We start from the raw sequence: 22,200 nt of genomic DNA on the forward strand, positions 1-22,200 counted from the left end.
TAGGTTAGGTTCGAAACACGGGGGCGGCAATGGTTATCCCTTTTGCAGACAGCGGCACTAAGATACACGCGTTCTATGCCGATTGAATTTTCGTCACTCACCGCGCTTTTAAACCACGGCTATGACACCGTGATTGATGTGCGTTCACCCGCAGAGTTTGCCGAAGATCACGTTCCGGGTGCTATCAACCTGCCAGCCCTGTCCAATGAACAACGCGCCGAGGTTGGCACGATCTATAAGCAGGTCAGCCCGTTTGACGGCCGCAAAGTTGGTGCGGCAATGGTTGCACGCAATGTTGCGGATCATATTTCGGGACCACTGGCTGACAAAGACGGAAGCTGGCGTCCCTTAGTTTATTGCTGGCGCGGCGGGCAGCGGTCTGGGTCTGTTGCGTCGATCCTGACCCAAATTGGCTGGCGGGCGGACACCATACAAGGTGGCTACCAAAGCTTTCGAAGGCTGGTAAACCAGTCTGTCTATGACGCGAAACTACCGCACCGTTTTATTCTTTTGGATGGAAACACAGGTACCGCCAAGACCGCCCTTTTACCGCGCCTTGCCGCGCGTGGTGCCCAAGTGCTGGACCTTGAAGGACTTGCCGCGCATCGCGGATCGCTGCTGGGTTCGATGCCCGGTGGGCAGCCCGCGCAAAAGGCGTTCGAAACCGCGCTCGCGATGGCCTTGCATGAACTTGATCCGACCCACCCCGTGGTCGTCGAGGCAGAAAGCAGCAAAATCGGTCGCCTGATCGTACCGCCGTCGCTATGGGCTGCGATGCTGAAAGCCCCACGGATCGTGATCGAGGCTCCGTTGACCGCCCGTGCAGAATTCCTGACGCGCGCATATTCCGATGTTGCAGATAACCCTGACGATATCGAAACGCGGCTAGCGCATCTGCGTCGCGTGCGTGGCCATGCCATCGTGGATAATTGGGTGAACCTGCTACGTGCCGGTGATTTAACAGCATTTGCAGCGGCACTGATGGTTGATCACTATGATCCAGCCTACACAAAGTCGCGCCGCCTAGACGAACGTAAGGTGCTGAGCGTCGTTACAACCGGAACCCTCGATGAAGCCGGTCAAGACCGTTCGGCTGACGCGGTATGGGATCAAATCAAACGATTTTAATTGTTTCGCCTGCCGTGATTTCGCCGATAATCGCTGCTGGATAACCCGCCGCTTTCAGGTCCGCCAACATTTGTTCCGCGCTGTCACTACTGACCGTAGCCAACAACCCACCCGCGGTTTGCGGATCATAAAGCAAATCAAACGATGGCCCTTGGATTTGCCCTGCACCAACTACATTGTCTGCAAACAAGGAAGATCGCGTACCAGCATCACAAAGCGATCGCGCGCCCGGCATCATCGGAATTTCATCGCGCTTTAGCACCGCGCCTGTTCCCGACATGTCGCAGATCCCGCGCAAATGTCCAGCAAGGCCAAAGCCAGTAACATCAGTCATCGCATGCGCATCGTACAGGATTTCTGACGCGCGTGCCTGCCCCTGCATCATCAGTTCTAGGCAGCCGATCACATCTGCGCCCTTGGCCTTCCCAGCCATTTCAGCCGCCATGATCGTGCCGCTTCCAATGGGTTTTGTTAGAATGATCGCGTCACCAACCTTGGCCCCTGCCAGCGTGATTGGCGCGTCCGTCAGCCCCGTGATCGTGAACCCGATCGTCAACTCGTCACCCAGTGATGAATGCCCGCCTGCGACTTTTGCGCCTGTCTTGTTAAGCACTTCCGTAGCAGTTGCCATAATTTCGGAAAGTGTCCGTTCCTGCAATGCGGGCGACATACGCGGGAGAACCAAACTAACGGTCGCTGCTTGGGGCTTTGCCCCCATCGCCCAGATATCGCCCAGCGCATGGGTTGCAGCAATGCAGGTCATGGCGACTGGATCATTAGTTAACGCCCGCAAGTGATCGGTCGAGATGACTTGCCCGGCCTGAATTTCGGCCGCGTCATCGCCGAACTGGTCAGCCAATACGCTCTGCAACGCTGCCCGCCCGACCTTGGCACCACAACCACCGCACATGGGTTTGTCGCCCAGCGCCTCCGCCATGCCAAGGGCAGTTGTGCGTGGCAGCTTTAACGCCGCCATTGCGGGCAAATCATCGAACTGACGCATGAATTTGCGGTCGATATGATCCTTTAACTGCCAAAGCAGCGGACCTTGCATTGCAGTCCCAAACTTCTCGGCCAAGGCAGATTTCGCGCCAAGCGATATGAGCTTTAGGTAATCCTTTTGCGGCTTATAGGTCGTTAGCTTGCCACCAGACAGAGCGGCCCGCAGGTTTTGAAATAACACCGGTGCTTGGCGAACAGCATAAACACCAGCCTTTGGGCGGGGATCGAAAGCCAAATGTGCGCAATCGCCAACGGCAAAGATATCAGGGTCATTTGATCGCAGGTCAGAGCCGACGGTAACGTACCCATCATGCAGGTCCAAATCGGTGCCCGCGATCCAGTCATGCGCCTTTGCCCCTGCTGCGCCGATGGTAAAGTCGCTAGGAATGCGCTGCCCATCTGCAAGTAACACGCCATCTTCAATGACTTCGACGACCTCGGCATTTTCGACTAATTTCACGCCTTGCGTTTTCAGTGCGCCGCGCATCTTTCCTTGTGCCGTATCGCCCAGCGCCGAAAGGACTGTTCCGCGATCCAATAGTGTTACCTTTGGCGATCGGTCACGCAACGCATGGGCCATCGCCATGGCAAGCTCTGCCCCCGCGACGCCGCCGCCAATAATGGCGACTTGCGGGTTTTGGGCCGTGTTGAGGTAGCTTTCCCAGCAACTTGCGAATTTGCCTAATGGCTTTGCCGGTACCGCATGATCCGTGAACCCCGGCAGTTGCGGCATGTCTGATGTGATCCCCACGTCAATCGATAACACGTCATATGCGATGGGCGGCCGCCCCGGCACGCTCACGGTCTTTGCGATGCGATCAATCCCATCGGCGGCACCAACAATCAGCCGCGCCCCTGCAAACCGAGCAAGGCGCACTAGATCAATGTCCAATTCATCACGGCTGTAATGCCCTGCAACAAAGCCCGGCAGCATACCTGAATAAGGTGCGGTCGGCCCTGGATTAACAACCGTTACCCGCACCCCCGGCAGCGGATTCATGCCCCACATCCGCAACACCAATGCGTGAGTATGCCCCCCGCCTATCAGCACAAGGTCACGTGTAAGCGGAAGATTCATCATGGTGATAGCCACTGCCCTGCCCAATTGCTTTCCCGAGAAAACAACGCGCGGCGATGATCATCCCCCAGATGAACAACATCGATTTGGACAATCCGGCACGTCAGCACAGCAAAGGTGTCGGGATCGGGCTGCTTTACATAATCAAGCCCACCGTCAATCAACGCACCCGGCGGTGGCGTCACACCGTAGGACTGCTGCGCATGATCCGGGATCTTACCCCACAGCTGGCGCGTATCTGCCCCCGAAGCAATCGAAACCTCGACCTTCATTCGCAATTGCAGGGCTTGTTCGCTGTCCCAAATATGTAACGAAGCCTTGGGGTTTGCCCGCAAGCTCTGAACCTTCCCCGAGAACAGATCGGTATGCACCGACACTTCGGCACTTGCCCCCTCTGCGCTACGCAACACAACAGTCCGTGCCTCTGGCCAACCATCAGGTGACACGGTCGCAAAGTTTGGCAGCCGCGCAGGGTGCTTTGGATTGTCAACACCCAGCCTCAGCGTTTCCCAGGCCCGTGCATGCAGCCCATCCAAGGTTTCATACCATTCAGTCATAGCCTGTCATCTCTAGGTATCCGCGCCCTTCGTGGCTGCCAGTGACAGTTACTGGCCCTTCCCAATAAGGAACGCTGGTCGTCATCCAAGCATTATCGTTGATTGCTTCGACTGTGACATCAACCCCATGTTCAGGCAACGTGACCTGCCAATGCACCGGGACGCCCTGCCCGTTTTCCACAAGTGGTACCGCGTTAAACGCCCCGTCTGGCATCGGCGTTGCGGTGCCGTCTGGTTCGATCCATGTGGCCGACGTGAAATGCGCGCCATCCGTTTGGTTTAACCGAAACCCCATCAGTTTCGCCCCATCATCGAACGACAATGAAAACCAATCCCACCCTGTCTGATTTGCGCCAAGCGGCTGACTGGACCATTCGCGGTCTAGCCATGCGATGCCAGTCACGGGGACTTCACCCTCGGGCAGGTTCAACGCGCCTGCGATGTCGAAATAGGGCTGCGAATAGTAATACGACGCCTGCCCTTCGGCGGATTTGACAGAATACCCATCATCGCCGTGAAACACCAGCGGCCCCTGCGCAGTCAGGTCCATATCATAGCTAAAATCTGCCCCGCTAGCGGACATTTGCATGGTGTTCCAATCGCCCGATAATTCCCAGTCGTCGATCCAAGCTGTGAATGGGTCGGCATTCACGCCCGCCTGCCCGATCCCACCACGCCCCAGACGTTCACTCACGTAATGGGCCGTTGGCGTCGTGACCGCCGCATGGCCCATCCAAAGCTGTGGGGTAGCCCATCCGCTGCCGCTTTCGGGTGAAAGGGCCGACCGGAACAATGTCCACTGCAGGCCGTAATCTGTACCATCCTCGGACTTAAGGTTCGCAGTCAGATACCACCATTCGATGCGATAGTTGTCATGCGCAGCGTGGTCGGTTGGAAAATCAAACGGCGTACCACGCTGCGGAACTGCGAACCCATCAACTGCGGTGCCAAGACCGGCAAAGCCTTGGGCATGACCGGCAACGGGCAACAGACACAAAAGCAGCGCTTTAACGTTCATTGGAAAACACCTTCAGCAAGTCCGCTGGTGGCGTGCGCGCCAAACGCCGGGCTGGCCATAGTGCCGCGAGTGCTGCAGCAAGCAACGCAAACACACCCAGCCGTGCGTAATCAAGCGGGAACAGGTACATCGGCAGCTTCCACCCAAACGCCGCGACATTCACCACAGACAAAAGCGCCCACGCCAGCGCCAGCCCAAGGGGCAAAGCAAACACAGCCGTCAGCATTGCCAGCAGCACCGCACGTAGTAGTTCCAGCCGCCCCAGTTGGGATCGCGTCATACCCATCGCCCATGCCGGGGCCAGTTGCGGCACGCGCATTGCAGCAAGGGTCAGCAGGCTCATTAAAATGGCGAAACCAGCGACGGCCAATGTCAGGATATTCAGCGCTGTGGTCACGGTGAAGGTCCGTTCAAAAACCTCAAGCGAGAGTGCCTTTATCCCAGCCTGATTGATCACCTGCGCGGCTGATACGTCGGTATCGCGTGTCAGTGCTGCGACGAAATCGGGTGCCTTTGCCGGGTCGATCCGCAATCCAAACCGATCAGGGGTAATACTTGGGTATAGCGTTTCAAACAGATGTTCGCCGATGATCGCTTGGCCAATCGGGTTGCCATAGTCGCCATAAATACCGGCAACAGGCATTTGGCGACCTTGGACTGCCACTGGATCACCTATCGATAAACCAGCCCGCCGCGCGAGCTGTTCATTGATGATGATTGTATCCCCGGCGAAGGTCGTGTCCCAATGGCCATCCGCACCTTCCAGCATCTTCCAGTTATCGCGGTAGGTCGCATGGTCGCGCGTCCCGTAAATCTCGGTCGGTTGATCCGCGATCGTGATCTGCGTGAACATGATCGGAAGCACCGCATCAACACGTGGTGTCGCGTATGCAACAAAGGCGTCGGCCTGTGCCGGGTCAGCGGTATTGATGTAAAGTTCAGAGGTTAGACGCTGTTCCAGAAATCCCGTAAAGGTTGTCCGAAAGCTAGAAACCATCGTCGACACACCGACGTTTGCGGCCATCGCCAGCAACAACGCCATCAATGCCAACGATAAGCCCGGCAGCTGTTGCCGCGTATCGGCCCAAAACCATTGCGCGGTGACGGATTTTGCGCCGCGGCTAGCCAATGCCAGTACGCGGTCCAGCACGAATGGTAACGCCAATGCCGCGCCGACCAGAAGACAAGCCAACAAGGTAAAGCCCGCAATTAACCCCTCGGCGGTGACGCTAAGGATCGCGTAGATCGCCAACAATACGCCTGCGCCCAAGGCTTGCGCCCATGCCCGCCGTCCAGCCGCCATGGCAAGTGCACGCTGTTGTGCACCGGCCAAAAGCGGCATTCGCGTCAGTTTCCACAACGCGCCAGCAGCCGCCACTACCGTGCCGCCCAACGCAATCGCAAGCCCGGACAACCACCAAGACGGGCGCAATTGCAGCGTTCCAGATACATCCGCGCCGTATAATCCACGCAAGGTCGCCGCGACATCCGGCAACAAAAGCGCAGCGATAGCATAGCCCAAGACCACGCCAATAGCGCCTGCGATGAAAGCAAAAAACATCAGCTCAGCCGCCATCAGCAGTACCAACCGGCGCAAGGGCACGCCCAGCGCCCGCAGCGTACGCACCACGGGACGCCGCTGTTCAAACGCCAAACCAATCGCGCCATTCACGATGAAGATACCAACAGCAAATGACAGCAATCCAAAGGCCGTTAGGTTCAGGTGAAAGCTATCCGTAAGCTGTGCCACATTAGTGCTGGCTTGTGCCTGTTGCCGGATAAGATCAGGCGCGATCTGCGATAGATCGGGCTGAGATGCTGGTTGGTTAGGGGCAATCACAACGCTATCAATTTCGCCCGGCCGGCCCAATATCTGCTGGGCAATGCCAATATCGGTCACTGCAGTATTGGGTGCTGCATTTTGGGAAATGATGACCTCGAATGCGGGCAGACGGTCAGCGACATCGGCCGATGCAAACATCTGACCTTGGCCAGCTAAGAACCGTTCAACATCAGCGCCATCCGCCATTTCAAGCGCGCCCATACTTCCCGGCGCAGTCAATGGTTCGACCCCAACAATACGCACATTATTCAAACGCCCCGTGATGACTGGGCTCACCAGCCAACCAGCACGGCGAAGCGCGACATAGGTTTCTAAATCAATCGGTTGCCCATCACGGCGCAACAGGCGGTCATACCGCCCTTCGCCCAATGTCGTGGCTGCTGCGGAATAACTTGCGCGGGCTTCGGCATTGACGGCCTGCACCCCAGACCAAAGCGCCGTGGCTAGTGCTAGTCCTGCAAGCAATGTGAACAACTGCAACGGGCTGCGCCACCAATGCGACAGCAACGCATGAAGCGTTGCCCGGGTCATGCGATTTGACCCGCCCGCAGATGCAAACGACGCTGCATGCGACCGGCTAGGGCTTGGGAATGTGTGACCATCAACAGCCCGGCACCAGTTTCGGCAACCAATTCAAGTATCAGGTCCATCACAATGCTGGCAGTTTCTTCGTCCAGGTTTCCGGTCGGCTCGTCGGCAAGTACTAGTTGAGGTTTCGGCGCAAGCGTGCGTGCAATCGCGACCCGCTGCTGCTGACCACCCGATAGTTGTTCGGGGTATTTGTTCAGCTGCGCGGTCAATCCCATCCGATCGGCAAGCGTCTGCGCCCAGATTGGGTCATAGCGACCAGCCAGACGCGCCTGAAAGGCGATATTATCGACAACCTTAAGGCTTGGGATCAGGTTAAACTGCTGAAAAACCACACCAACTGTACCGCGTCGCAATTCTGCACGACCATTATCATCAAGTGCCGCAATATCGGTGCCGTTTAAAACGATATGCCCTTGATCCGGGGTATCCAGCCCACCAATTAGGTGCAAAAGTGTGCTTTTACCGCTGCCGGATTCACCGGTAAGCGCAAGCGTCTCTCCCGCGTCCAGTTGCAAGCCCACGCCACGCAAGACTTCAAACGGGCCGTCGGCAGTGCCATAAGTTTTCTGAACATTCTCAACAGTAAGCAACATATTCCCTCGCGCGTTGAACATGACTTAGCATAGGTCAACGCAAAGGGAACGGTGCTGCGGCGTTTAGGCGCTTATCCTTGATACGCGTTCTGACCCCACGTTCTTATGGCCGAGACAAAGCAGCACTGTAAGTTACCACCAAATCATTCGGGAGGCTTCAATGACTGAAATCGTAATTCTTGGCGGCGCACGTACTGCTATTGGCACTTTTGGTGGATCGTTGGCGGGTACACCGCCTATTGATCTTGGTACTGTTGTGGCAAAGTCTGCAATGGAACGTGCTGGCGTTACAGGCGACCAAATCGGCCACGTTGCATTTGGGCATGTGATCAACACTGAACCGCGCGACATGTACCTTAGCCGTGTCGCTGCGATGAATGCGGGCGTTCCTGAAACAACCCCTGCGATGAACGTAAACCGGCTTTGCGGGTCGGGCATTCAAGCGATTGTATCTGTTGTGCAGTCGCTGATGCTGGGCGATGCACAGTTCGGCCTTGCTGGCGGCGCAGAAAACATGAGCCGCTCACCCTACATCCTTTCTGATGCCCGCTGGGGCGCAAAGATGGGTGACATCAAATCCCAAGATATGATGCTGGGTGCGCTGAACTGCCCGTTTGGAACAGGCCACATGGGCGTGACCGCAGAAAATGTCGCGGCAGAGCATGGGATTACCCGCGAAGACCAAGATGCATTCGCGATGCTTAGCCAAGAACGGGCAGCAGCGGCGATCGAAGGCGGTTACTTTGATAGTCAAATCGCGCCGGTACATGTGCGGGTCAAACGCGACACGGTTGATTTCGTACGCGACGAACACCCAAAAGCCAGCACAATGGAAAAGCTGGGCGGTCTTCGTCCTGTGTTCCAAAAAGACGGGACCGTTACTGCGGGCAATGCATCTGGTCTGAACGATGGTGCAGCAGCGGTGGTTCTGGCAACGGCTGATGCAGCAGCAAAGGCCGGGCTGACGCCCAAATTCCGCGTTCTTGGTTACGGTCACGCGGGTGTGCGGCCCGATGTCATGGGGATTGGCCCTGTTCCAGCGGTGCGTAATTTGCTTGAAAAAACTGGTCTATCCGCCAGCGACTTCGACGTGATCGAATCGAACGAGGCTTTCGCATCGCAAGCCTTGGCCGTCAGCAAAGAGCTTGGGTTCGACCCTGCACGCGTGAACCCAAATGGCGGCGCAATCGCGCTGGGTCACCCTGTTGGTGCGACCGGTGCGATTATCACGGTCAAAACCATGTACGAATTGGAACGGACTGGTGGCAAACGTGGCCTGATCACAATGTGCATCGGCGGCGGTCAAGGCATCGCGCTGGCGATTGAGCGCATCTAATCTGGCAGTCCAGATCTAAAGACGGCCGCGTGTCCTGTTGGACGCGCGGCTTTTCTTATTTCGTGGGATAGTCCCGCACGAACGCCCACTTATCCCCTTCGGAAAGGTCGGGGTCATAGGCATAGCCGCCACTGCTGAAGCCTTTGATATCTTCAGGGTCGGTCAGGCGGTTCTCAACGACGTAACGCGCCATTGCACCACGCGCGCGTTTGGCGAAAAAGCTAACGATGCGCGGCTTGTCGTCTTTGACTTCCATAAACTGCGGCGTGATCACGCGCAGCTTCAGCGCGTTCAGATCAACCGCGCCAAAGTATTCTTGGCTGGCGCAATTCACCAGCACTTGGGCATTTACCTCGGCAGCTTGGGCATTCAGCGCCTTGGCAATAATATCGCCCCAATAGTCGTACAAAGATTTGCCGCGCCGGGTTTTCAGCTTGCTACCCATCTCCAAACGGTAGGGCTGCATCGCGTCGAGTGGGCGCAACAGCCCGTATAGCCCTGACAGGATGCGCAGATGGTCCTGCGCCCAGATCATATCATCCTCGGACAGGGTCTTTGCTTCTAGTCCCTGATAGGTATCGCCATTGAATGCCAAGGCAGCGGGTTTTACTGCATCATCGCTGGGTTCTGCGGCAAAGGCTTTGAAACGGTCGCGATTCAGGCGGGCCAGATCATCGGACAAATGCATCAGCTTCTTCAGCTCTGCCAAAGTCAGATTTCGTGCGGTTTTTGATAAACGCACTGCGTCTTCCTGAAACGCGGGCTGCGTGGGGGTAATCCCAACCGGTTCCATATCAAGAGCTTTGGCAGGGGATACAACGACGAGCATGACAATCTTCCTTTCGACTTGACGGAAGATGTAACACGGAGGGCCGTGGTGACCAGACCTTAGTTCAGTTGAACCTGCAACGGATACTGCCCATCCTCAAATGGACCAAAGAAATCATCCACATCGGGGTGATCAACCGGTTCGCCAGAATAGTCAGCGACTAAATTTTGTTCGGACACATAAGCCACATAGAAGCTTTGGTCGTTTTCAGCGAGCAGATGATAAAACGGCTGATTCTTCTTTGGACGGCTATCTTCTGGGATCGCATTGTACCACGCGTCAGTGTTCGAAAACATCGGATCGACATCAAAAACCACCCCACGAAATGGGTGCTGCCTGTGCCGGACAACTTGGCCTAGATGATATTTTGCGCGCGTCTTGAACATAGTTTGAATATATGGCCCATAGATGGCTAAAGTCCACGGGGCGCGACACGTTTTAAGGAAACAGTCTGTGAATATGATTTTATCCGTGCTCAATATTACAGCACCCGTTTTTTTGTTGGCTGCGGTCGGTTTTATTTGGGTCAAATTAGGGTTTGAGTACCGTGTAGAGTTCGTCACACGACTAACCATGACCCTTTCGGTCCCTTGCCTTATCTTCGTTGCACTAATGAAAACCGAGATCGAACCTGAAGCGCTCGCTGCGCTGACCCTTGCCTCTTTGGTCGCCTATATCATTGTAATGGCGTCTAGTTTCGCGCTTGTTAAGTTGGCAAAGCTGGATGTTCGCACTTTTTTGGCGCCATTGGTATTTGGGAACACCGGGAACCTTGGACTGCCATTGGCACTGTTTGCATTCGGAGAAGACGGTTTCGGCTATGCTGTCGTTGTGTTCGCAGTCATGGCGATCATGTCATTCACCATTGGCGTATGGATCGTTTCCGGTGGCGGATCACTGAAACGTGTTGTCCAAGAGCCGTTGGTTGGCGCCACTCTTTTAGGCGCTTTGTTCCTTTGGCAGGGCTGGGAAACCCCGATGGTCTTGACCAATACGCTAGAACTGATCGGACAAATGGCGATTCCAATCATGCTCATTACGCTTGGCGTTGCCGTCGCACGTTTGGAAACTAAGGCGATGACGCAAGCGATGTGGCTATCAGTGGTAAAGGTCATTATTTGCGTTGCTGCGTCATGGGTCGCCGCCAATTGGTTTGGATTGGATTCGGTTCCAACTGCGGTCTTGATCGTGCAGATTGCGACCCCTGTTGCGGTCACGTCATATCTGCTGGCCGAGAAATATGGCGCCGATGCACAGCCGGTTGCTGGGCTTGTTGTCGCCTCGACCCTGCTGTCAGTGGTCTATTTGCCGCTTATCCTTGCTTTTGTGATCTAATCGGGCTGCCTTTAGGATTTGCAGATCGGCCCGAACACGCTATCGTGTAAAAAAACAAAATAAGCGAGAGGCAAATGAGCAGTTTCTTTCGCGCTATGGCACTTATGCTTGTTCTGGGCAGCTGTGGAGGATCGAGTCATAACTCGGCCCCGCGAAACCTAGACGATGCGTGTAGTATTGTGTCCGAGCGCCCAGAGTATTTACGCGCTTTCCGCGCCGTTGAACGCAAATACGGCGTGCCAGTACCGTCGTTGATGGCGATCATCTATCAGGAAAGCAAATTCATCAGTAACAACCGTCCGCCCCATCGCTATGCGCTGGGTGTGATCCCTGTTGGCCGACAATCATCTGCTGTTGGGTATAGTCAGGCACTAGATGCGACCTGGCGCGAATACCAAGATTCAGTAGGTGGTTCACGTGCGAACCGTCAAAATATCCGCGATGCGACTGATTTTATGGGATGGTACATGGTCCAAACAGTGGATGTGACTGGCGTTCCAATTCACGACACGCGTAACCAATACCTTGCCTATCACGATGGACGCAGTGGGTACATGCGTGGCACATGGCGCTCTAAAAGCTGGCTCATCCGCGTTGCAGGAGAGGTCGAAGCCCGTGCAGTAATGTACGACGTTCAGTTACGATCCTGTCGGAAGCGATAACGAGAAAAGGCGGCCTTCGCGGGCCGCCTTTTCATTGTTATTCATACAACCTCAGTTGCTGCGATTGCGTGTCTCAGCCTGAATGTTGAACAACACATCACGCACGCGACCACCCTTAGTTAGATCATTTAAGATAACGGTCGTCGGCGTGCCTAGATCATCAGTGACAATCCACTGGCGCAACTCAACTGGGTTTGCAGTAAAGACAAGCTGGATATTGCCATATTCGGGATGATCCGGGTCCTGCGCCGTCACAGTGGTAGTTGTTCCGTCCGACGCAACACCAGTCACCATATCAGCCTGATCAAGGTTCACGTTTTCACGTAAAATAATCCCAAGAGGCGTCTGGTTCAGCGGGTAACGGTCAGGTCCTGCGTTTGACCTTGGGTCAAATATGGCCAGCGAGCCGCCGCCACCAATCACCAATGTATCGTCAGGCGCATTGTATTCGAACCGGATGCGTCCGGGGCGTTTGATATAGATTTGCCCCGTCGATAGCGTCCCGTCTTGATTAATCTGTGTAAAGCCACCCTGCGCAGTCTGCAGTTGATTTAAATACTGTGAAATCTGCGCAAGACTAAGCTGTTGAGCAGAAGCAGAGCCTGCATAAAGGGCAAGGCCCAAGGCGAGGACGGTATATAGGATACGTTTTATCATGTTCTTTACCTATGTGTTCGGGCCGAAACTTCCAGCCTAAGATAAGATAAAGACAGCATTTATCATACTGCTAGGCGATATCACGCCAGATGTTTTCCAATAACAGCGCCCCCAAGAACAGATCAAAGGGCCGCTGTCATAGACAAAGTCATACAACGAAAGTTACTGAACCCAGATTTCAACGCGGCTGTGATTTGCATTGTCGACTTGCCCGTCAAAACATGTCGTTGGTGAAATCCCGCCAAAGCCGACCGACGTCAGTGTCACATTGTTCGCTGCAATCGCAGCAGGTGCATAACGCATAAAGGCCCCAAGCATTTCCTCTGCAGATGCCGCTGAGGCTGACAATGCGGCATCACCACCAATCATCGCATTATCGGTAAATCCAACGAACATCACTTCACGGCCCGCCATTTCAGAACCGGAAATCGCAACTTTGAGATTTTCAAACATTGCCCGGTTCCATCCACCTTCGACGCCGCTAGTCGTGCCGCCAATCATTGTCGGTGACAAACGTTCTGCCTCGAACAAACGCTGGAACATCTGCGCAGCGGCCAAACGTTCATTTTCTTCAAACGTGCCACCTAACAGCCGGTTCAAACGGCGGTTCTTTTCTGTGTCATCCTGCGCTGCTGCCGTAAGGTTGTTGAAACCTTCTGCTGCGATCAACCGCTGCGCTGTCGTCCCAGCCGCAAAATCAAACATACCCGACAAAAGCGTCGTTTCAGGCACGGCATCAAAACTGATCATCAAAGGCCGGATCAGCGGATAGTCACCAGAGATGACGTTAAAGTCACTCAGCTCCACAGGCGCATCACATTCACCGGAAACCGCAAGTGTGATGCTGTCATCCGCGTCTTCGACGCTCACAATGCTGATTGCACCTGCGAATTGATTAACCGACGATGCAATACTAATGCCGTCCGCCATTGTAAGAACGTTACTTGCGATACTTTTGCCCGCAGGCTCCATTACCAATTTCATAAGCTCAGCACGAACGGTTGAGTTCGTAGGCAACTGCAACGGTAGTACCGGTAAATCAGGTCCACCCAGTTCGGACCAGTTCTTAATTTCTCCAGCGTATATGCCCGCTAGTTCCGTCATCGATACACCGTCAACGTCTACTCCGGGCGCGACGATGACCGCAAAAGCACGAACGCCCAATAACTGATCGCTTAGCCCAGTGGCAGTAGCCCAATCAACTGGCGCATCATAAGACGCCGGTGCAGACCCTTTGAGCGCGACTGTGCTTACGACAGCATTTGATGGCTCACCAGCCTGAGCAACTTGAAGTGTCGCTAATTCATTCGATGCCGGGTTTTCCATGGTAATACGACCGCTGGAATTAACATCAATCGAGGCTTCCGATTGCCCCGTCAGCGCATACGCACCCACAACACTATTATAAACCGTGTCAAAGATGGGCGCGGTAAAGCTCACTACGAATTCATCTGTTCCACCAGCAGGTGCCACCTCGTTTTGAATAACAACCCCCTGAAAGGCGGCTGCGGTAAGTCCAAAGTCGTTGCTGGAGATCACCTGATCACATCCAGCACCATAACATACCACCTGAGAAGCTGGCACGCTTACGCGCCCTACCGAAGTCTCGACAGACACCATCGTTCCATTGTAGCCAACGATCTCTCCGTCGACGCTAATAAAACCATCAATCGACCGAAGCTCTACAGGTTCTGCAAACAATGCGGCAGGCGCTACAGCGCACATAAGGGCCGCTGTAATATTTTTAATCGTGATCATTCATAGCTCCGTGACCATTCGTTTAACGAGAGAGGCGACACTCGAAACTTATTCAGATCAACGAAGCTGGCAAAACTTTATTGATCCACCTCTTGGAACACAAACGGTGCTGCCACTCACAACTATCACTTAGCCTTGCATGGATACTTGATAACTGCGGATTTTCGCCGATACAACTGTGCGGTTAAGCGCTTGTGCCAAAACTATGTGCAATAGCAACAAAATTACTTGAATGCCTCAGGGGCTGTTTATCAGCCCAGCGCGCTTCATGCTCAATTTTTATTCATAATAATAAGTAGGTGTCGCCGTTTGTCGCATCTGTAGAAGTGCGCGACACATTACTTGCAACAAACGATTCTATGACTTGTCTTCGTCCACCGACGCAAGATTACCAAGCGTCAACCCTGTGAAATCAAACAGTTTAGGATCCAACAGATGCGATGGGCGCGCGTTCATCAACGACCGAAACATGACCTGACGCCGACCGGGGCTGTTCTTTTCCCAACCATCTAGAATTTGCTTAACCTGTTGGCGCTGCAGCCCGTCTTGTGAGCCGCAAAGGTCACAAGGAATGATAGGATAGTTCATCGCATTGGCGAATTTTTCGCAATCCACCTCGGCCACATGGGCAAGTGGGCGATAAAGGAAAAGGTCACCCTCTTCGTTCACCAGTTTTGGCGGCATCGTCGCCAAACGACCGCCGTGGAACAAGTTCATGAAAAAAGTTTCAAGGATATCATCGCGATGATGCCCCAAGACAACGGCAGAACACCCTTCTTCACGCGCGATCCGGTACAGATTGCCGCGGCGCAGGCGTGAACAAAGAGCGCAGAACGTGCGACCAGCAGGCACCTTGTCCATCACGATAGAATAGGTGTCTTGGTATTCGATCCGATGAGGTACACCCATCTTTTCTAGGAATTCAGGCAATACAGTCGCCGGAAAGCCGGGCTGGCCCTGATCTAGGTTACAGGCCACCAGCTCAACCGGCAGCAACCCACGCCATTTCAGTTCATATAGAATGGCCAACAGCGTGTAGCTATCTTTGCCACCAGACAGACAGACCAGCCATCGCACCGGAGGTGCGTCAGGATCGCGTGCATCGCGTTCGATCATGCCGTACTGCTCTATCGCCTCGCGCACATTCTGCACGATGCGTTTACGTAGCTTCTTGAACTCGGTGGTTTTGGGCGCACCGTAGAACAGCGGATGGATATCGTCGGCTTCATCTAACATAGGCGTCCTATGCCAGATGCTGCGGTGCAATCCAATCTTTTGTTAACGGCTCAACGCACTGATTGCCCCAACGTATGTCGCGACAATTGACGCTATTCCGACGCCCCAAAACCCCGACCGCAAACCGCTAGCACCAACCCAATATGCAGCGAGGAAGCCAACCCGCGCGATCAAATAGACCAACGCCGCTGTTGCTGTTATCTGCGTTTGCCCTGACAAGACCACTACAACTAAGGCCGCAGGTACATACATCGCCGACGATTCCACGGTATTGCGCAATGCCCGCCCCGATCGCCCTGCAAACCCATCGCTGGATAGCGGTTGCGACCGATCCGTCATGACAAAGCCCACACCTTTGCTGCGTACCGTATACAAATGCTGCCCGAATGCCGCGAAAAATGTCAGCGCCCCGATTCCCAATATTGCGATAAGTTCCATGTTTCACCTCCAGTTACTTTCGAATCGAAAGCTACCATGCGAACAGTAACTTTCAAATTGAAAGTTTGATTCAGGCATTGCTCAGGTGTAGAACTAAGGCATGAAAACAGATCACCGTAGCCCCTGCCCCATCTCTAGCTTCCTTGATTTATGGGGTGACCGCTGGACGCTGATCATCATCCGCGACATGCTGGTTGGGAAACGGCGGTTCAGTGATCTTGAGGCCGGAAACGAACGGGTGCCAGCCAGCATACTTGCAAACAGAATGAAACAGCTGACGGAACTCGGCGTTGCGAAACGCGTTCAGTATTCCGAACGCCCACCTCGGTATGAATATCACCTGACAGATAAGGGCAAAGCGCTCCGGCCTGTCCTCATTGCGATGAGCAACTGGTCAGAAGAAAACCTAGATGACAGATGGCACACGCCCGATTGGTTCCGCGAAGGTCGCGGCGCGCCCGGCAGAAATTAATCAGGTACGTTGTCTACGCCGCCAGTAGCCCAAGGGTGGCATCGCCCAATCCTGCGGATGGTCAGCCAGCTTCCCTTGATTGCGCCGTGCTTTTCCAGCGCCTCAAGCGAATAAACCGAACAAGTCGGGTGGAAACGGCAGCTATTCCCGATCCATGGCGACAATACCAAACGATATGCGCGAACGGGCAATGAAACGACGTAAGCCAAGGGGGTCATGCGTGCACCTTTTTCAACGCTCGGCGTAAATCCGCGATCAACGTATCAAAAGGTAGGGTCGCGGTCACATCTTTACGACCGACCAGCACGTAATCCCAGCCATCAAGCCCCATTTCAGGCAAAACGGCACGGGAAACTTCGCGCAACCTGCGCTTGGCACGGTTACGGGCGACAGCATTGCCGACTTTCTTGGAACAGGTGTACCCAACGCGAATCCCCTCTGCTTCACCCTCGGCCCGTTTACGGGCTTGCAGGTGAATACCGGGGGTTCCTTGGCGACGCGCACTTGACGCACGCACAAAATCCGCACGCTTTTTCAGGACGTGCAAACAAACGGAAACCGCCGGAGTGCCGTCAACAGGCCCAACCGGCGGTTTCAAATCGCTCAAAACGTGCTAACGCTTACGCGCTTAGCTTCGCACGGCCTTTGGCACGGCGATTGTTCAGGATCTTACGGCCAGCTTTAGTAGCCATCCGTGCGCGGAATCCGTGGCGGTTCTTGCGAACCCGGTTTGATGGTTGGAACGTGCGCTTCATCGCGTTCTCTCCGGTTCGAGGCCAAACCCCAGAAGGGATTCGAAGCCGATCAACATTTCAGACCTGTCCTTTAGAGAGGACACCACTGCATGTCAACGCGCGAAGCCCCCTGAAACTGCAACAATTCCAATAAAGTCAGAGTCGCAAATGTTTCAGTGATCTCGGCCAAACCAGTGAAAACTGAAATAACCGTACGTTTCCTATCAACGCGTCGTGATGCGGGTACCGCCCGCCACCATATATGTCCATCTATGGTGCGACACGCTACCCCGCTATAGGACGACCATGACCACCACAGCCACACACACCCTGATCCGAAAACTGCCGCTGATCACGATTATTGTCGTCGCAGTAATTGGTACGTATCTTTTGCGTGACAAGCTGACATTCGAAGCCTTAGCCGAGAATCGCGAGGCCCTGCTCGCATTTCGTGACAACAACTACCTTGTTACCGTGATGGCGTTCATGGCTGCATATATTGTGATCGTGGCCTTTTCCTTGCCGGGCGCAACCATCGCTACCCTCACTGGCGGTTTTCTGTTTGGCGTCTTTCCCGGCGCATTGTTCAACATGACCGCAGCCACAATCGGCGCGACAGGTATCTTCCTTGCTGCGCGCTGGGGATTTGGCGAAGCCCTAAGCCAAAAACTCGATAGCGCCGAAGGCATGGTGAAAAAGGTAAAAGCCGGGATCAACGATAACCAATGGTCGATGCTGTTTCTGATGCGCCTTCTTCCGATCGTCCCGTTCTTTTTGGCTAACCTGATTCCATCGTTCTTGGGCGTCCCACTGCACAGATTTGTTGTTTCCACGTTCTTTGGGATCATCCCGGGCGCTGTGATCTACACATCGGTCGGGGGGGGCTTGGGCGAAATATTTGCGAAAGGCGAAGCCCCAAACCTTGGCATCATCTTCGAGCCCGCTATCCTTTTCCCTATCATCGGATTGTCGGCGCTTGCTGCCCTTCCCATCGTGATCAAAGCCGTCCGCAGCAAGAAAGGCCCTTAGACCATGAAGCGTATTAAAACAGATATCTGCATCATCGGCGGCGGCTCTGGCGGGCTGTCGATTGCGGCAGGCGCGGTTCAGATGGGCGCAAAGGTCATCTTGATCGAAGGTGGAAAAATGGGCGGCGACTGCCTGAATTATGGCTGCGTCCCATCCAAGGCCCTGATCGCATCAGCCAAACAAGCCTATGCGATGTCACATGGTGCGAATCTGGGCGTGGCTGAAACCGACGCTGTCGTCGATTACGCCGCAGCCAAAGACCACGTTCATGATGTGATCGCGACCATCGCCCCCGTCGATAGTGTCGAACGGTTCGAAGGTTTAGGCGTTCACGTCATCCAAGAACACGGCCGTTTCATTTCCGAAACCGATGTCCAAGCAGGCGACACGATCATCACTGCGCGGCGTTTTGTCGTGGCAACCGGATCCGGCCCGCTGGTTCCGCCCATTCCAGGGCTGGATAGCGTCACCTATTACACAAATGAAAACATCTTTGATCTACGCGAAAAGCCCAAGCACCTGATCATTATCGGCGGCGGCCCCATCGGGATTGAAATGGCACAGGCGCACCGTCGACTTGGTTGCAATGTAACCGTCATCGAAGGCGCAAAAGCGCTGGGTAAAGACGACCCAGAGCTTGCTCAAATCGTTCTCGACACCCTACGCGAAGAAGGCGTGAACATCATTGAAGATGCCCAAGCCGAAAAAATCAGCAGCAAAGGTGACACGATTACTGTGCATACGGCCAAGGGTGACTTTACCGGATCGCACCTATTGATGGCCGTCGGGCGTAAGGTGAACACGGATAGACTAGACCTTGATAAAGGCGGCATCGAACATGACCGCCGCGGGCTAAAGGTTGGCGACAACCTGCGATCCATCAGCAATAAAAGGGTCTATGCAGCAGGTGACGTCGCGGGCGGGCTACAATTCACGCATGTTGCCGGCTACCACGCAGGTGTTCTGATCCGGTCGATGCTATTCGGCCTGCCGTCAAAGCAACGGACAGATCACATCCCTTGGGCGACCTACACTGACCCAGAACTGGCGCAAGTCGGACTAACTGAAGCGCAGGCCAAAGAAAAACATGGCGACAAGGTCGAAGTCGTACGCTTTGAATTCCACCATAACGACCGCGCAATCGCAGAACGCAAAACCAAAGGCCTGATCAAGGTCATGGTGTTAAAAGGACGCCCAATTGGCGCATCAATCGTGGGCCATCAAGCGGGTGAATTGATTGGAATGTGGGCCATGGCGATCGCCAATAACATGAAGATGTCTGCCATCGCGAACACCGTTCTGCCCTACCCCACCATTACTGAGGTTAACAAACGGGCTGCGGGTGCCTATTTTAGCCCAAGACTTTTTGAAAACCCGACGGTCAAACGTGTCGTCGGCCTTGTGCAGCGGTGGTTGCCATAGCGAGGAATAATGACCAACTCACTTTCCGGCCGCTTTCTGATTCTCACGGTAGTTTTCGTGATGTTGGCCGAAGTGTTCATTTTCGTCCCCTCCATCGCACGATTTCGCCAAGACTATCTGCTTGCTCGGCTTGAACGGGCGCAGCTTGCGTCACTTGCGCTCGAAGCGGACGATATGATCAGCCCGGCTCTCGAGGCGGAGCTGCTGGAAAACGCCGAAGTCTATAACGTCGTGTTGCGGCGCGATGACATGCGGCAGCTGGCCTTGTCATCACCAATACCGTCACCAATCACGGCAACATATGACATGCGCGCACCGACCAGCATGACGCTGATCGCTGATGCTTTGCGAACATTGCTAGACGCCGAAGAACGGGTCATTCGGATCATCGGGAACCCTGTGCGCGATGGCGGGCTATTGATCGAAGTCACAATCGATGAAATGCCGTTACGCGCGGCAATGCTCAAATACGGCTGGAACATCCTAATCCTATCGGCATTTATCTCTGTCGTGACCGCTGGCCTGTTGTTCTTTGCCGTTCGCAAATTGCTCGTCACGCCGATCAAGGGCGTCGTCGCTCATATGGAAGCCTACGCCAAATCCCCCGAAGATGCGCGACAGATCATTACGCCCTCTGCCAGCATCAAGGAACTGCGGGCCGCCGAAGAGTCATTGCAGATGATGCAGACCCAACTGACCAGCGCCTTGAAACAAAAGGAACGGCTAGCGCAGCTAGGCAGTGGCGTTGCCAAGGTCAGCCATGACCTACGAAACATCCTGACCTCCGCGCAGTTATTTACGGACCGGATCGAAGGCTCAGAAGACCCGCTGGTTCAACGCATGGCACCAAAGCTGGTTGGGTCAATCACACGCGCCGTGCACCTGTGCGAAACGACCCTTGCCTTTGGCCGCGTCGAAGAACCTGCCCCGTCCTTGTCTCGCGTTAATCTTGCGCAAATCGTAAGCGACGTGATCGACAGCGAACGGCTGGCCGCAGGCGACTACCCCCTATCATTCTCCGAGGATATCCCTGCCTCAATGACACTGCGCGCCGACGGTGAACAATTGTACCGCGTCATTCAGAACCTCGTCCGCAACGCACGTCAGGCCATCATGGCCACCAATAAACCCGGCGAAATCGGCCTTCACGCCCACGAAGACGATGACCGCTGGCACCTTACAGTTTCCGACACCGGGCCAGGCCTTCCACCAAAGGCACAAGAACACCTATTCCAACCTTTCCAAGGCGGCGTACGAAAAGGCGGGGCCGGACTGGGCCTTGTGATCGCAGGCGACCTAATCCGAGGCCACGGTGGACGGCTACGACTGGAAAGCACCGGCGAGGCAGGCACAACATTCGTCATCGAACTGCCCAAAGCCGACCTTGCCCTTACGGAAGCAAATGAATGACAAAATAATCGAAATTGGGCCTTGCGCCCAACCGCCAGCACGTCTAAATCCCCCCTAACGCGGATTGGTAGCTCAGTTGGATAGAGTACTTGACTACGAATCAAGGGGTCGGGGGTTCGAATCCTCCCCAGTCCGCCAAAGAATTCTTGTAGAACGTCACACGACTTTGACCTTTGCGTCATAAACTGACCTGATCCCGTATCCTGCCGCTTGTGCGCCTGTTGCGTTGATCTGACTTCCGTTTCCGAAAATCAGGGCTGATTTGAAGGTCAGACGGCGAAGCCGCCTGCTCCTGCAAATCTGCCACGTGGCGAACGCGGGAGGGGGCGAGGCAACCTAATTCGACAGGGGTGGTGCGGCCCGCAGCGAAGCGAGGACACGGCCCTGTCTAATTCGGTTGCCCGAGGGGGAGGGCCGCGCCCTCACCCTTTTCTTGGTGGCCCAGCGTTGTGGACGGCCCAGAGCTGCCTTTCAATGCGCCTTCGGCCTTCTGCCGGTTGCAGCACTCTTTCCTGCCATTCGCTGCGCGCGCGGCATCGGTCGACTGCAAGACATCGTTTTCTAAAGATAAAGCTTGTTAAGATCTCAACTTACATGATCCTCAATTTGTTGTAGGAAATTTTGTCAAAGTCGACGGCGAGCTCGTCGACAAAGACGGCCTTGTAAGTACCAGCGTCGAACCCGTCGAATTTGATCCCCCTATCACTGAGGCTGCGAAAGATGCGGCAAAGTGCCGAAACAAAAATTGGAATCACGTTGAGGAAGACTTGTTGACTTGGGTAATGGCTTGCTGTCGCGTGGCTCGATATTTCTTCGAATTTTAGTTCAGAGTTGATCTGCTCCAATAGCTTCTCGCGATTGCGCGCGCCCATCCTGTCTTCCAAATGCGGCGACGCTAAAGTCTCATCGAGACGAAAGTAAAAGTCATCTATGCCCAAGAAATACTGTGACGCTTTACCGAGATCTCATGCTACCGGAAACCAAAGCAATCCGTGTTGATCCACACTGATCAAGGCTCTCAATATACCAGCCGAGATTGGGCCGCATTTCTTCGGGCCCACAACATTGAACA

23 protein-coding genes and 1 tRNA gene are annotated in these 22,200 nt (G+C 54.7%); 9 read left to right on the plus strand and 15 right to left on the minus strand.

What is annotated here, in order from left to right; genetic code table 11:
* The first annotated feature begins 75 nt into the window (after window positions 1-75).
* Window positions 76-1,128, plus strand: a complete 1,053-nt coding sequence (gene mnmH / locus CLV80_RS10965; RefSeq protein WP_106357968.1) for a tRNA 2-selenouridine(34) synthase MnmH — start codon at window positions 76-78, stop codon at window positions 1,126-1,128.
* On the opposite strand, the gene CLV80_RS10970 is transcribed toward mnmH, so the two are convergent.
* Genes CLV80_RS10970 through CLV80_RS10990 form a run of 5 tightly spaced genes read right to left on the minus strand, consistent with a single transcriptional unit; the run spans window position 1,115 to window position 7,810 of the window.
* Complete coding sequence (locus CLV80_RS10970; RefSeq protein WP_106357969.1) at window positions 1,115-3,211, minus strand: slr1591 family oxidoreductase; 2,097 nt, start codon at window positions 3,209-3,211, stop codon at window positions 1,115-1,117. The two genes, mnmH and CLV80_RS10970, sit on opposite strands and share 14 nt — an antisense overlap.
* Window positions 3,208-3,765 carry a pyridoxamine 5'-phosphate oxidase family protein gene (locus CLV80_RS10975; RefSeq protein WP_106357970.1) on the minus strand — a complete coding sequence of 186 codons (558 nt, stop codon included), beginning with the start codon at window positions 3,763-3,765 and terminating at the stop codon, window positions 3,208-3,210. The genes CLV80_RS10970 and CLV80_RS10975 overlap by 4 nt, the downstream gene beginning before the upstream one ends.
* Complete coding sequence (locus CLV80_RS10980) at window positions 3,758-4,783, minus strand: lipocalin-like domain-containing protein (RefSeq protein WP_106357971.1); 1,026 nt, start codon at window positions 4,781-4,783, stop codon at window positions 3,758-3,760. The genes CLV80_RS10975 and CLV80_RS10980 overlap by 8 nt, the downstream gene beginning before the upstream one ends.
* Window positions 4,773-7,157 carry an FtsX-like permease family protein gene (locus tag CLV80_RS10985; protein WP_106357972.1) on the minus strand — a complete coding sequence of 795 codons (2,385 nt, stop codon included), beginning with the start codon at window positions 7,155-7,157 and terminating at the stop codon, window positions 4,773-4,775. Before CLV80_RS10985 ends, CLV80_RS10980 begins: the two co-directional genes overlap by 11 nt.
* Complete coding sequence (locus CLV80_RS10990; protein ID WP_106357973.1) at window positions 7,154-7,810, minus strand: ABC transporter ATP-binding protein; 657 nt, start codon at window positions 7,808-7,810, stop codon at window positions 7,154-7,156. The genes CLV80_RS10985 and CLV80_RS10990 overlap by 4 nt, the downstream gene beginning before the upstream one ends.
* Window positions 7,811-7,970: 160 nt before the next feature.
* Between CLV80_RS10990 and CLV80_RS10995 the strand changes: the two genes are divergently transcribed.
* A complete protein-coding gene (locus CLV80_RS10995) occupies window positions 7,971-9,146 on the plus strand; it encodes an acetyl-CoA C-acyltransferase family protein (protein ID WP_106357974.1) in 1,176 nt (391 codons plus the stop codon).
* Between the two features lie 55 nt (window positions 9,147-9,201).
* Here the strand turns inward: CLV80_RS10995 and yaaA are convergent, their stop codons facing one another.
* Both yaaA and hspQ read right to left on the minus strand, forming a co-directional pair.
* Window positions 9,202-9,975: a peroxide stress protein YaaA gene (gene yaaA, locus CLV80_RS11000; RefSeq protein ID WP_106357975.1), complete on the minus strand. Its 774-nt coding sequence runs from the start codon at window positions 9,973-9,975 to the stop codon at window positions 9,202-9,204.
* A gap of 59 nt (window positions 9,976-10,034) precedes the next feature.
* Window positions 10,035-10,361 carry a heat shock protein HspQ gene (gene hspQ / locus CLV80_RS11005; RefSeq protein WP_106357976.1) on the minus strand — a complete coding sequence of 109 codons (327 nt, stop codon included), beginning with the start codon at window positions 10,359-10,361 and terminating at the stop codon, window positions 10,035-10,037.
* A 67-nt stretch (window positions 10,362-10,428) separates the two neighbouring features.
* Between hspQ and CLV80_RS11010 the strand changes: the two genes are divergently transcribed.
* A complete protein-coding gene (locus tag CLV80_RS11010; protein ID WP_106357977.1) occupies window positions 10,429-11,310 on the plus strand; it encodes an AEC family transporter in 882 nt (293 codons plus the stop codon).
* A 74-nt stretch (window positions 11,311-11,384) separates the two neighbouring features.
* A complete protein-coding gene (locus CLV80_RS11015; RefSeq protein WP_106357978.1) occupies window positions 11,385-11,972 on the plus strand; it encodes a transglycosylase SLT domain-containing protein in 588 nt (195 codons plus the stop codon).
* 51 nt (window positions 11,973-12,023) lie between these two features.
* Here the strand turns inward: CLV80_RS11015 and CLV80_RS11020 are convergent, their stop codons facing one another.
* The 4 genes from CLV80_RS11020 to CLV80_RS11035 all read right to left on the minus strand — a co-directional run bounded on the left by CLV80_RS11020 (window position 12,024) and on the right by CLV80_RS11035 (window position 16,061).
* Window positions 12,024-12,629 carry a LolA family protein gene (locus tag CLV80_RS11020; protein WP_106357979.1) on the minus strand — a complete coding sequence of 202 codons (606 nt, stop codon included), beginning with the start codon at window positions 12,627-12,629 and terminating at the stop codon, window positions 12,024-12,026.
* Between the two features lie 162 nt (window positions 12,630-12,791).
* The gene (locus CLV80_RS11025) at window positions 12,792-14,387 is read right to left on the minus strand and encodes a substrate-binding domain-containing protein (protein ID WP_106357980.1); all 1,596 of its coding nucleotides are present in this window, start codon (window positions 14,385-14,387) and stop codon (window positions 12,792-12,794) included.
* A gap of 357 nt (window positions 14,388-14,744) precedes the next feature.
* Window positions 14,745-15,623, minus strand: coding sequence for a tRNA 2-thiocytidine(32) synthetase TtcA (gene ttcA / locus CLV80_RS11030; protein WP_106357981.1), 879 nt, complete (start codon window positions 15,621-15,623; stop codon window positions 14,745-14,747).
* 42 nt (window positions 15,624-15,665) lie between these two features.
* Window positions 15,666-16,061 carry an MAPEG family protein gene (locus CLV80_RS11035; protein ID WP_106357982.1) on the minus strand — a complete coding sequence of 132 codons (396 nt, stop codon included), beginning with the start codon at window positions 16,059-16,061 and terminating at the stop codon, window positions 15,666-15,668.
* Between the two features lie 100 nt (window positions 16,062-16,161).
* On the opposite strand from CLV80_RS11035, the gene CLV80_RS11040 reads away from it, so the two are divergent.
* Window positions 16,162-16,533, plus strand: a complete 372-nt coding sequence (locus CLV80_RS11040) for a winged helix-turn-helix transcriptional regulator (protein WP_106357983.1) — start codon at window positions 16,162-16,164, stop codon at window positions 16,531-16,533.
* On the opposite strand, the gene yidD is transcribed toward CLV80_RS11040, so the two are convergent.
* From yidD to rpmH, 3 genes are read right to left on the minus strand one after another with little or no spacing between them, the layout of a single operon-like run.
* Window positions 16,530-16,751, minus strand: coding sequence for a membrane protein insertion efficiency factor YidD (gene yidD, locus CLV80_RS11045; RefSeq protein WP_106357984.1), 222 nt, complete (start codon window positions 16,749-16,751; stop codon window positions 16,530-16,532). The genes CLV80_RS11040 and yidD overlap by 4 nt on opposite strands.
* Entirely contained in the window at window positions 16,748-17,131 is a 384-nt protein-coding gene (gene rnpA, locus CLV80_RS11050; protein ID WP_375342198.1) for a ribonuclease P protein component, read from the minus strand. Before rnpA ends, yidD begins: the two co-directional genes overlap by 4 nt.
* 22 nt (window positions 17,132-17,153) lie before the next feature.
* Window positions 17,154-17,288, minus strand: a complete 135-nt coding sequence (rpmH, locus tag CLV80_RS11055; RefSeq protein ID WP_008231458.1) for a 50S ribosomal protein L34 — start codon at window positions 17,286-17,288, stop codon at window positions 17,154-17,156.
* A 285-nt stretch (window positions 17,289-17,573) separates the two neighbouring features.
* Between rpmH and CLV80_RS11060 the strand changes: the two genes are divergently transcribed.
* From CLV80_RS11060 to CLV80_RS11075, 4 genes are all read left to right on the plus strand, one after another.
* On the plus strand, window positions 17,574-18,296 hold the full coding sequence (locus CLV80_RS11060; protein ID WP_106357986.1) for a TVP38/TMEM64 family protein: 723 nt from the start codon (window positions 17,574-17,576) through the stop codon (window positions 18,294-18,296).
* Window positions 18,297-18,299: 3 nt separating this feature from the next.
* Window positions 18,300-19,718: a dihydrolipoyl dehydrogenase family protein gene (locus CLV80_RS11065; RefSeq protein WP_106357987.1), complete on the plus strand. Its 1,419-nt coding sequence runs from the start codon at window positions 18,300-18,302 to the stop codon at window positions 19,716-19,718.
* Window positions 19,719-19,727: 9 nt separating this feature from the next.
* Window positions 19,728-21,128 carry a sensor histidine kinase gene (locus CLV80_RS11070; protein WP_106357988.1) on the plus strand — a complete coding sequence of 467 codons (1,401 nt, stop codon included), beginning with the start codon at window positions 19,728-19,730 and terminating at the stop codon, window positions 21,126-21,128.
* A 61-nt stretch (window positions 21,129-21,189) separates the two neighbouring features.
* Window positions 21,190-21,266, plus strand: a tRNA-Arg gene (locus tag CLV80_RS11075).
* 452 nt (window positions 21,267-21,718) lie between these two features.
* Here CLV80_RS11075 and CLV80_RS11080 read toward each other — a convergent pair.
* On the minus strand, window positions 21,719-22,000 hold the full coding sequence (locus CLV80_RS11080; RefSeq protein WP_106357989.1) for a hypothetical protein: 282 nt from the start codon (window positions 21,998-22,000) through the stop codon (window positions 21,719-21,721).
* Window positions 22,001-22,200: the final 200 nt, after the last annotated feature.

The organism is Yoonia maritima, from assembly GCF_003003285.1.
GTDB classification, from domain to species: Bacteria; Pseudomonadota; Alphaproteobacteria; order Rhodobacterales; family Rhodobacteraceae; genus Yoonia; species Yoonia maritima.

What these genes read in the sequence shown, in the direction of transcription:
- mnmH (WP_106357968.1), top strand. Translation starts at nt 76, where the DNA reads ATGCCGATTGAATTTTCGTCACTCACCGCGCTTTTAAACCACGGCTAT.
- CLV80_RS10970 (WP_106357969.1), bottom strand. Translation starts at nt 3,211, where the DNA reads ATGATGAATCTTCCGCTTACACGTGACCTTGTGCTGATAGGCGGGGGG.
- CLV80_RS10975 (WP_106357970.1), bottom strand. Translation starts at nt 3,765, where the DNA reads ATGACTGAATGGTATGAAACCTTGGATGGGCTGCATGCACGGGCCTGG.
- CLV80_RS10980 (WP_106357971.1), bottom strand. Translation starts at nt 4,783, where the DNA reads ATGAACGTTAAAGCGCTGCTTTTGTGTCTGTTGCCCGTTGCCGGTCAT.
- CLV80_RS10985 (WP_106357972.1), bottom strand. Translation starts at nt 7,157, where the DNA reads ATGACCCGGGCAACGCTTCATGCGTTGCTGTCGCATTGGTGGCGCAGC.
- CLV80_RS10990 (WP_106357973.1), bottom strand. Translation starts at nt 7,810, where the DNA reads ATGTTGCTTACTGTTGAGAATGTTCAGAAAACTTATGGCACTGCCGAC.
- CLV80_RS10995 (WP_106357974.1), top strand. Translation starts at nt 7,971, where the DNA reads ATGACTGAAATCGTAATTCTTGGCGGCGCACGTACTGCTATTGGCACT.
- yaaA (WP_106357975.1), bottom strand. Translation starts at nt 9,975, where the DNA reads ATGCTCGTCGTTGTATCCCCTGCCAAAGCTCTTGATATGGAACCGGTT.
- hspQ (WP_106357976.1), bottom strand. Translation starts at nt 10,361, where the DNA reads ATGTTCAAGACGCGCGCAAAATATCATCTAGGCCAAGTTGTCCGGCAC.
- CLV80_RS11015 (WP_106357978.1), top strand. Translation starts at nt 11,385, where the DNA reads ATGAGCAGTTTCTTTCGCGCTATGGCACTTATGCTTGTTCTGGGCAGC.
- CLV80_RS11020 (WP_106357979.1), bottom strand. Translation starts at nt 12,629, where the DNA reads ATGATAAAACGTATCCTATATACCGTCCTCGCCTTGGGCCTTGCCCTT.
- CLV80_RS11025 (WP_106357980.1), bottom strand. Translation starts at nt 14,387, where the DNA reads ATGATCACGATTAAAAATATTACAGCGGCCCTTATGTGCGCTGTAGCG.
- ttcA (WP_106357981.1), bottom strand. Translation starts at nt 15,623, where the DNA reads ATGTTAGATGAAGCCGACGATATCCATCCGCTGTTCTACGGTGCGCCC.
- CLV80_RS11035 (WP_106357982.1), bottom strand. Translation starts at nt 16,061, where the DNA reads ATGGAACTTATCGCAATATTGGGAATCGGGGCGCTGACATTTTTCGCG.
- CLV80_RS11040 (WP_106357983.1), top strand. Translation starts at nt 16,162, where the DNA reads ATGAAAACAGATCACCGTAGCCCCTGCCCCATCTCTAGCTTCCTTGAT.
- yidD (WP_106357984.1), bottom strand. Translation starts at nt 16,751, where the DNA reads ATGACCCCCTTGGCTTACGTCGTTTCATTGCCCGTTCGCGCATATCGT.
- rpmH (WP_008231458.1), bottom strand. Translation starts at nt 17,288, where the DNA reads ATGAAGCGCACGTTCCAACCATCAAACCGGGTTCGCAAGAACCGCCAC.
- CLV80_RS11060 (WP_106357986.1), top strand. Translation starts at nt 17,574, where the DNA reads ATGACCACCACAGCCACACACACCCTGATCCGAAAACTGCCGCTGATC.
- CLV80_RS11065 (WP_106357987.1), top strand. Translation starts at nt 18,300, where the DNA reads ATGAAGCGTATTAAAACAGATATCTGCATCATCGGCGGCGGCTCTGGC.
- CLV80_RS11070 (WP_106357988.1), top strand. Translation starts at nt 19,728, where the DNA reads ATGACCAACTCACTTTCCGGCCGCTTTCTGATTCTCACGGTAGTTTTC.
- CLV80_RS11080 (WP_106357989.1), bottom strand. Translation starts at nt 22,000, where the DNA reads ATGGGCGCGCGCAATCGCGAGAAGCTATTGGAGCAGATCAACTCTGAA.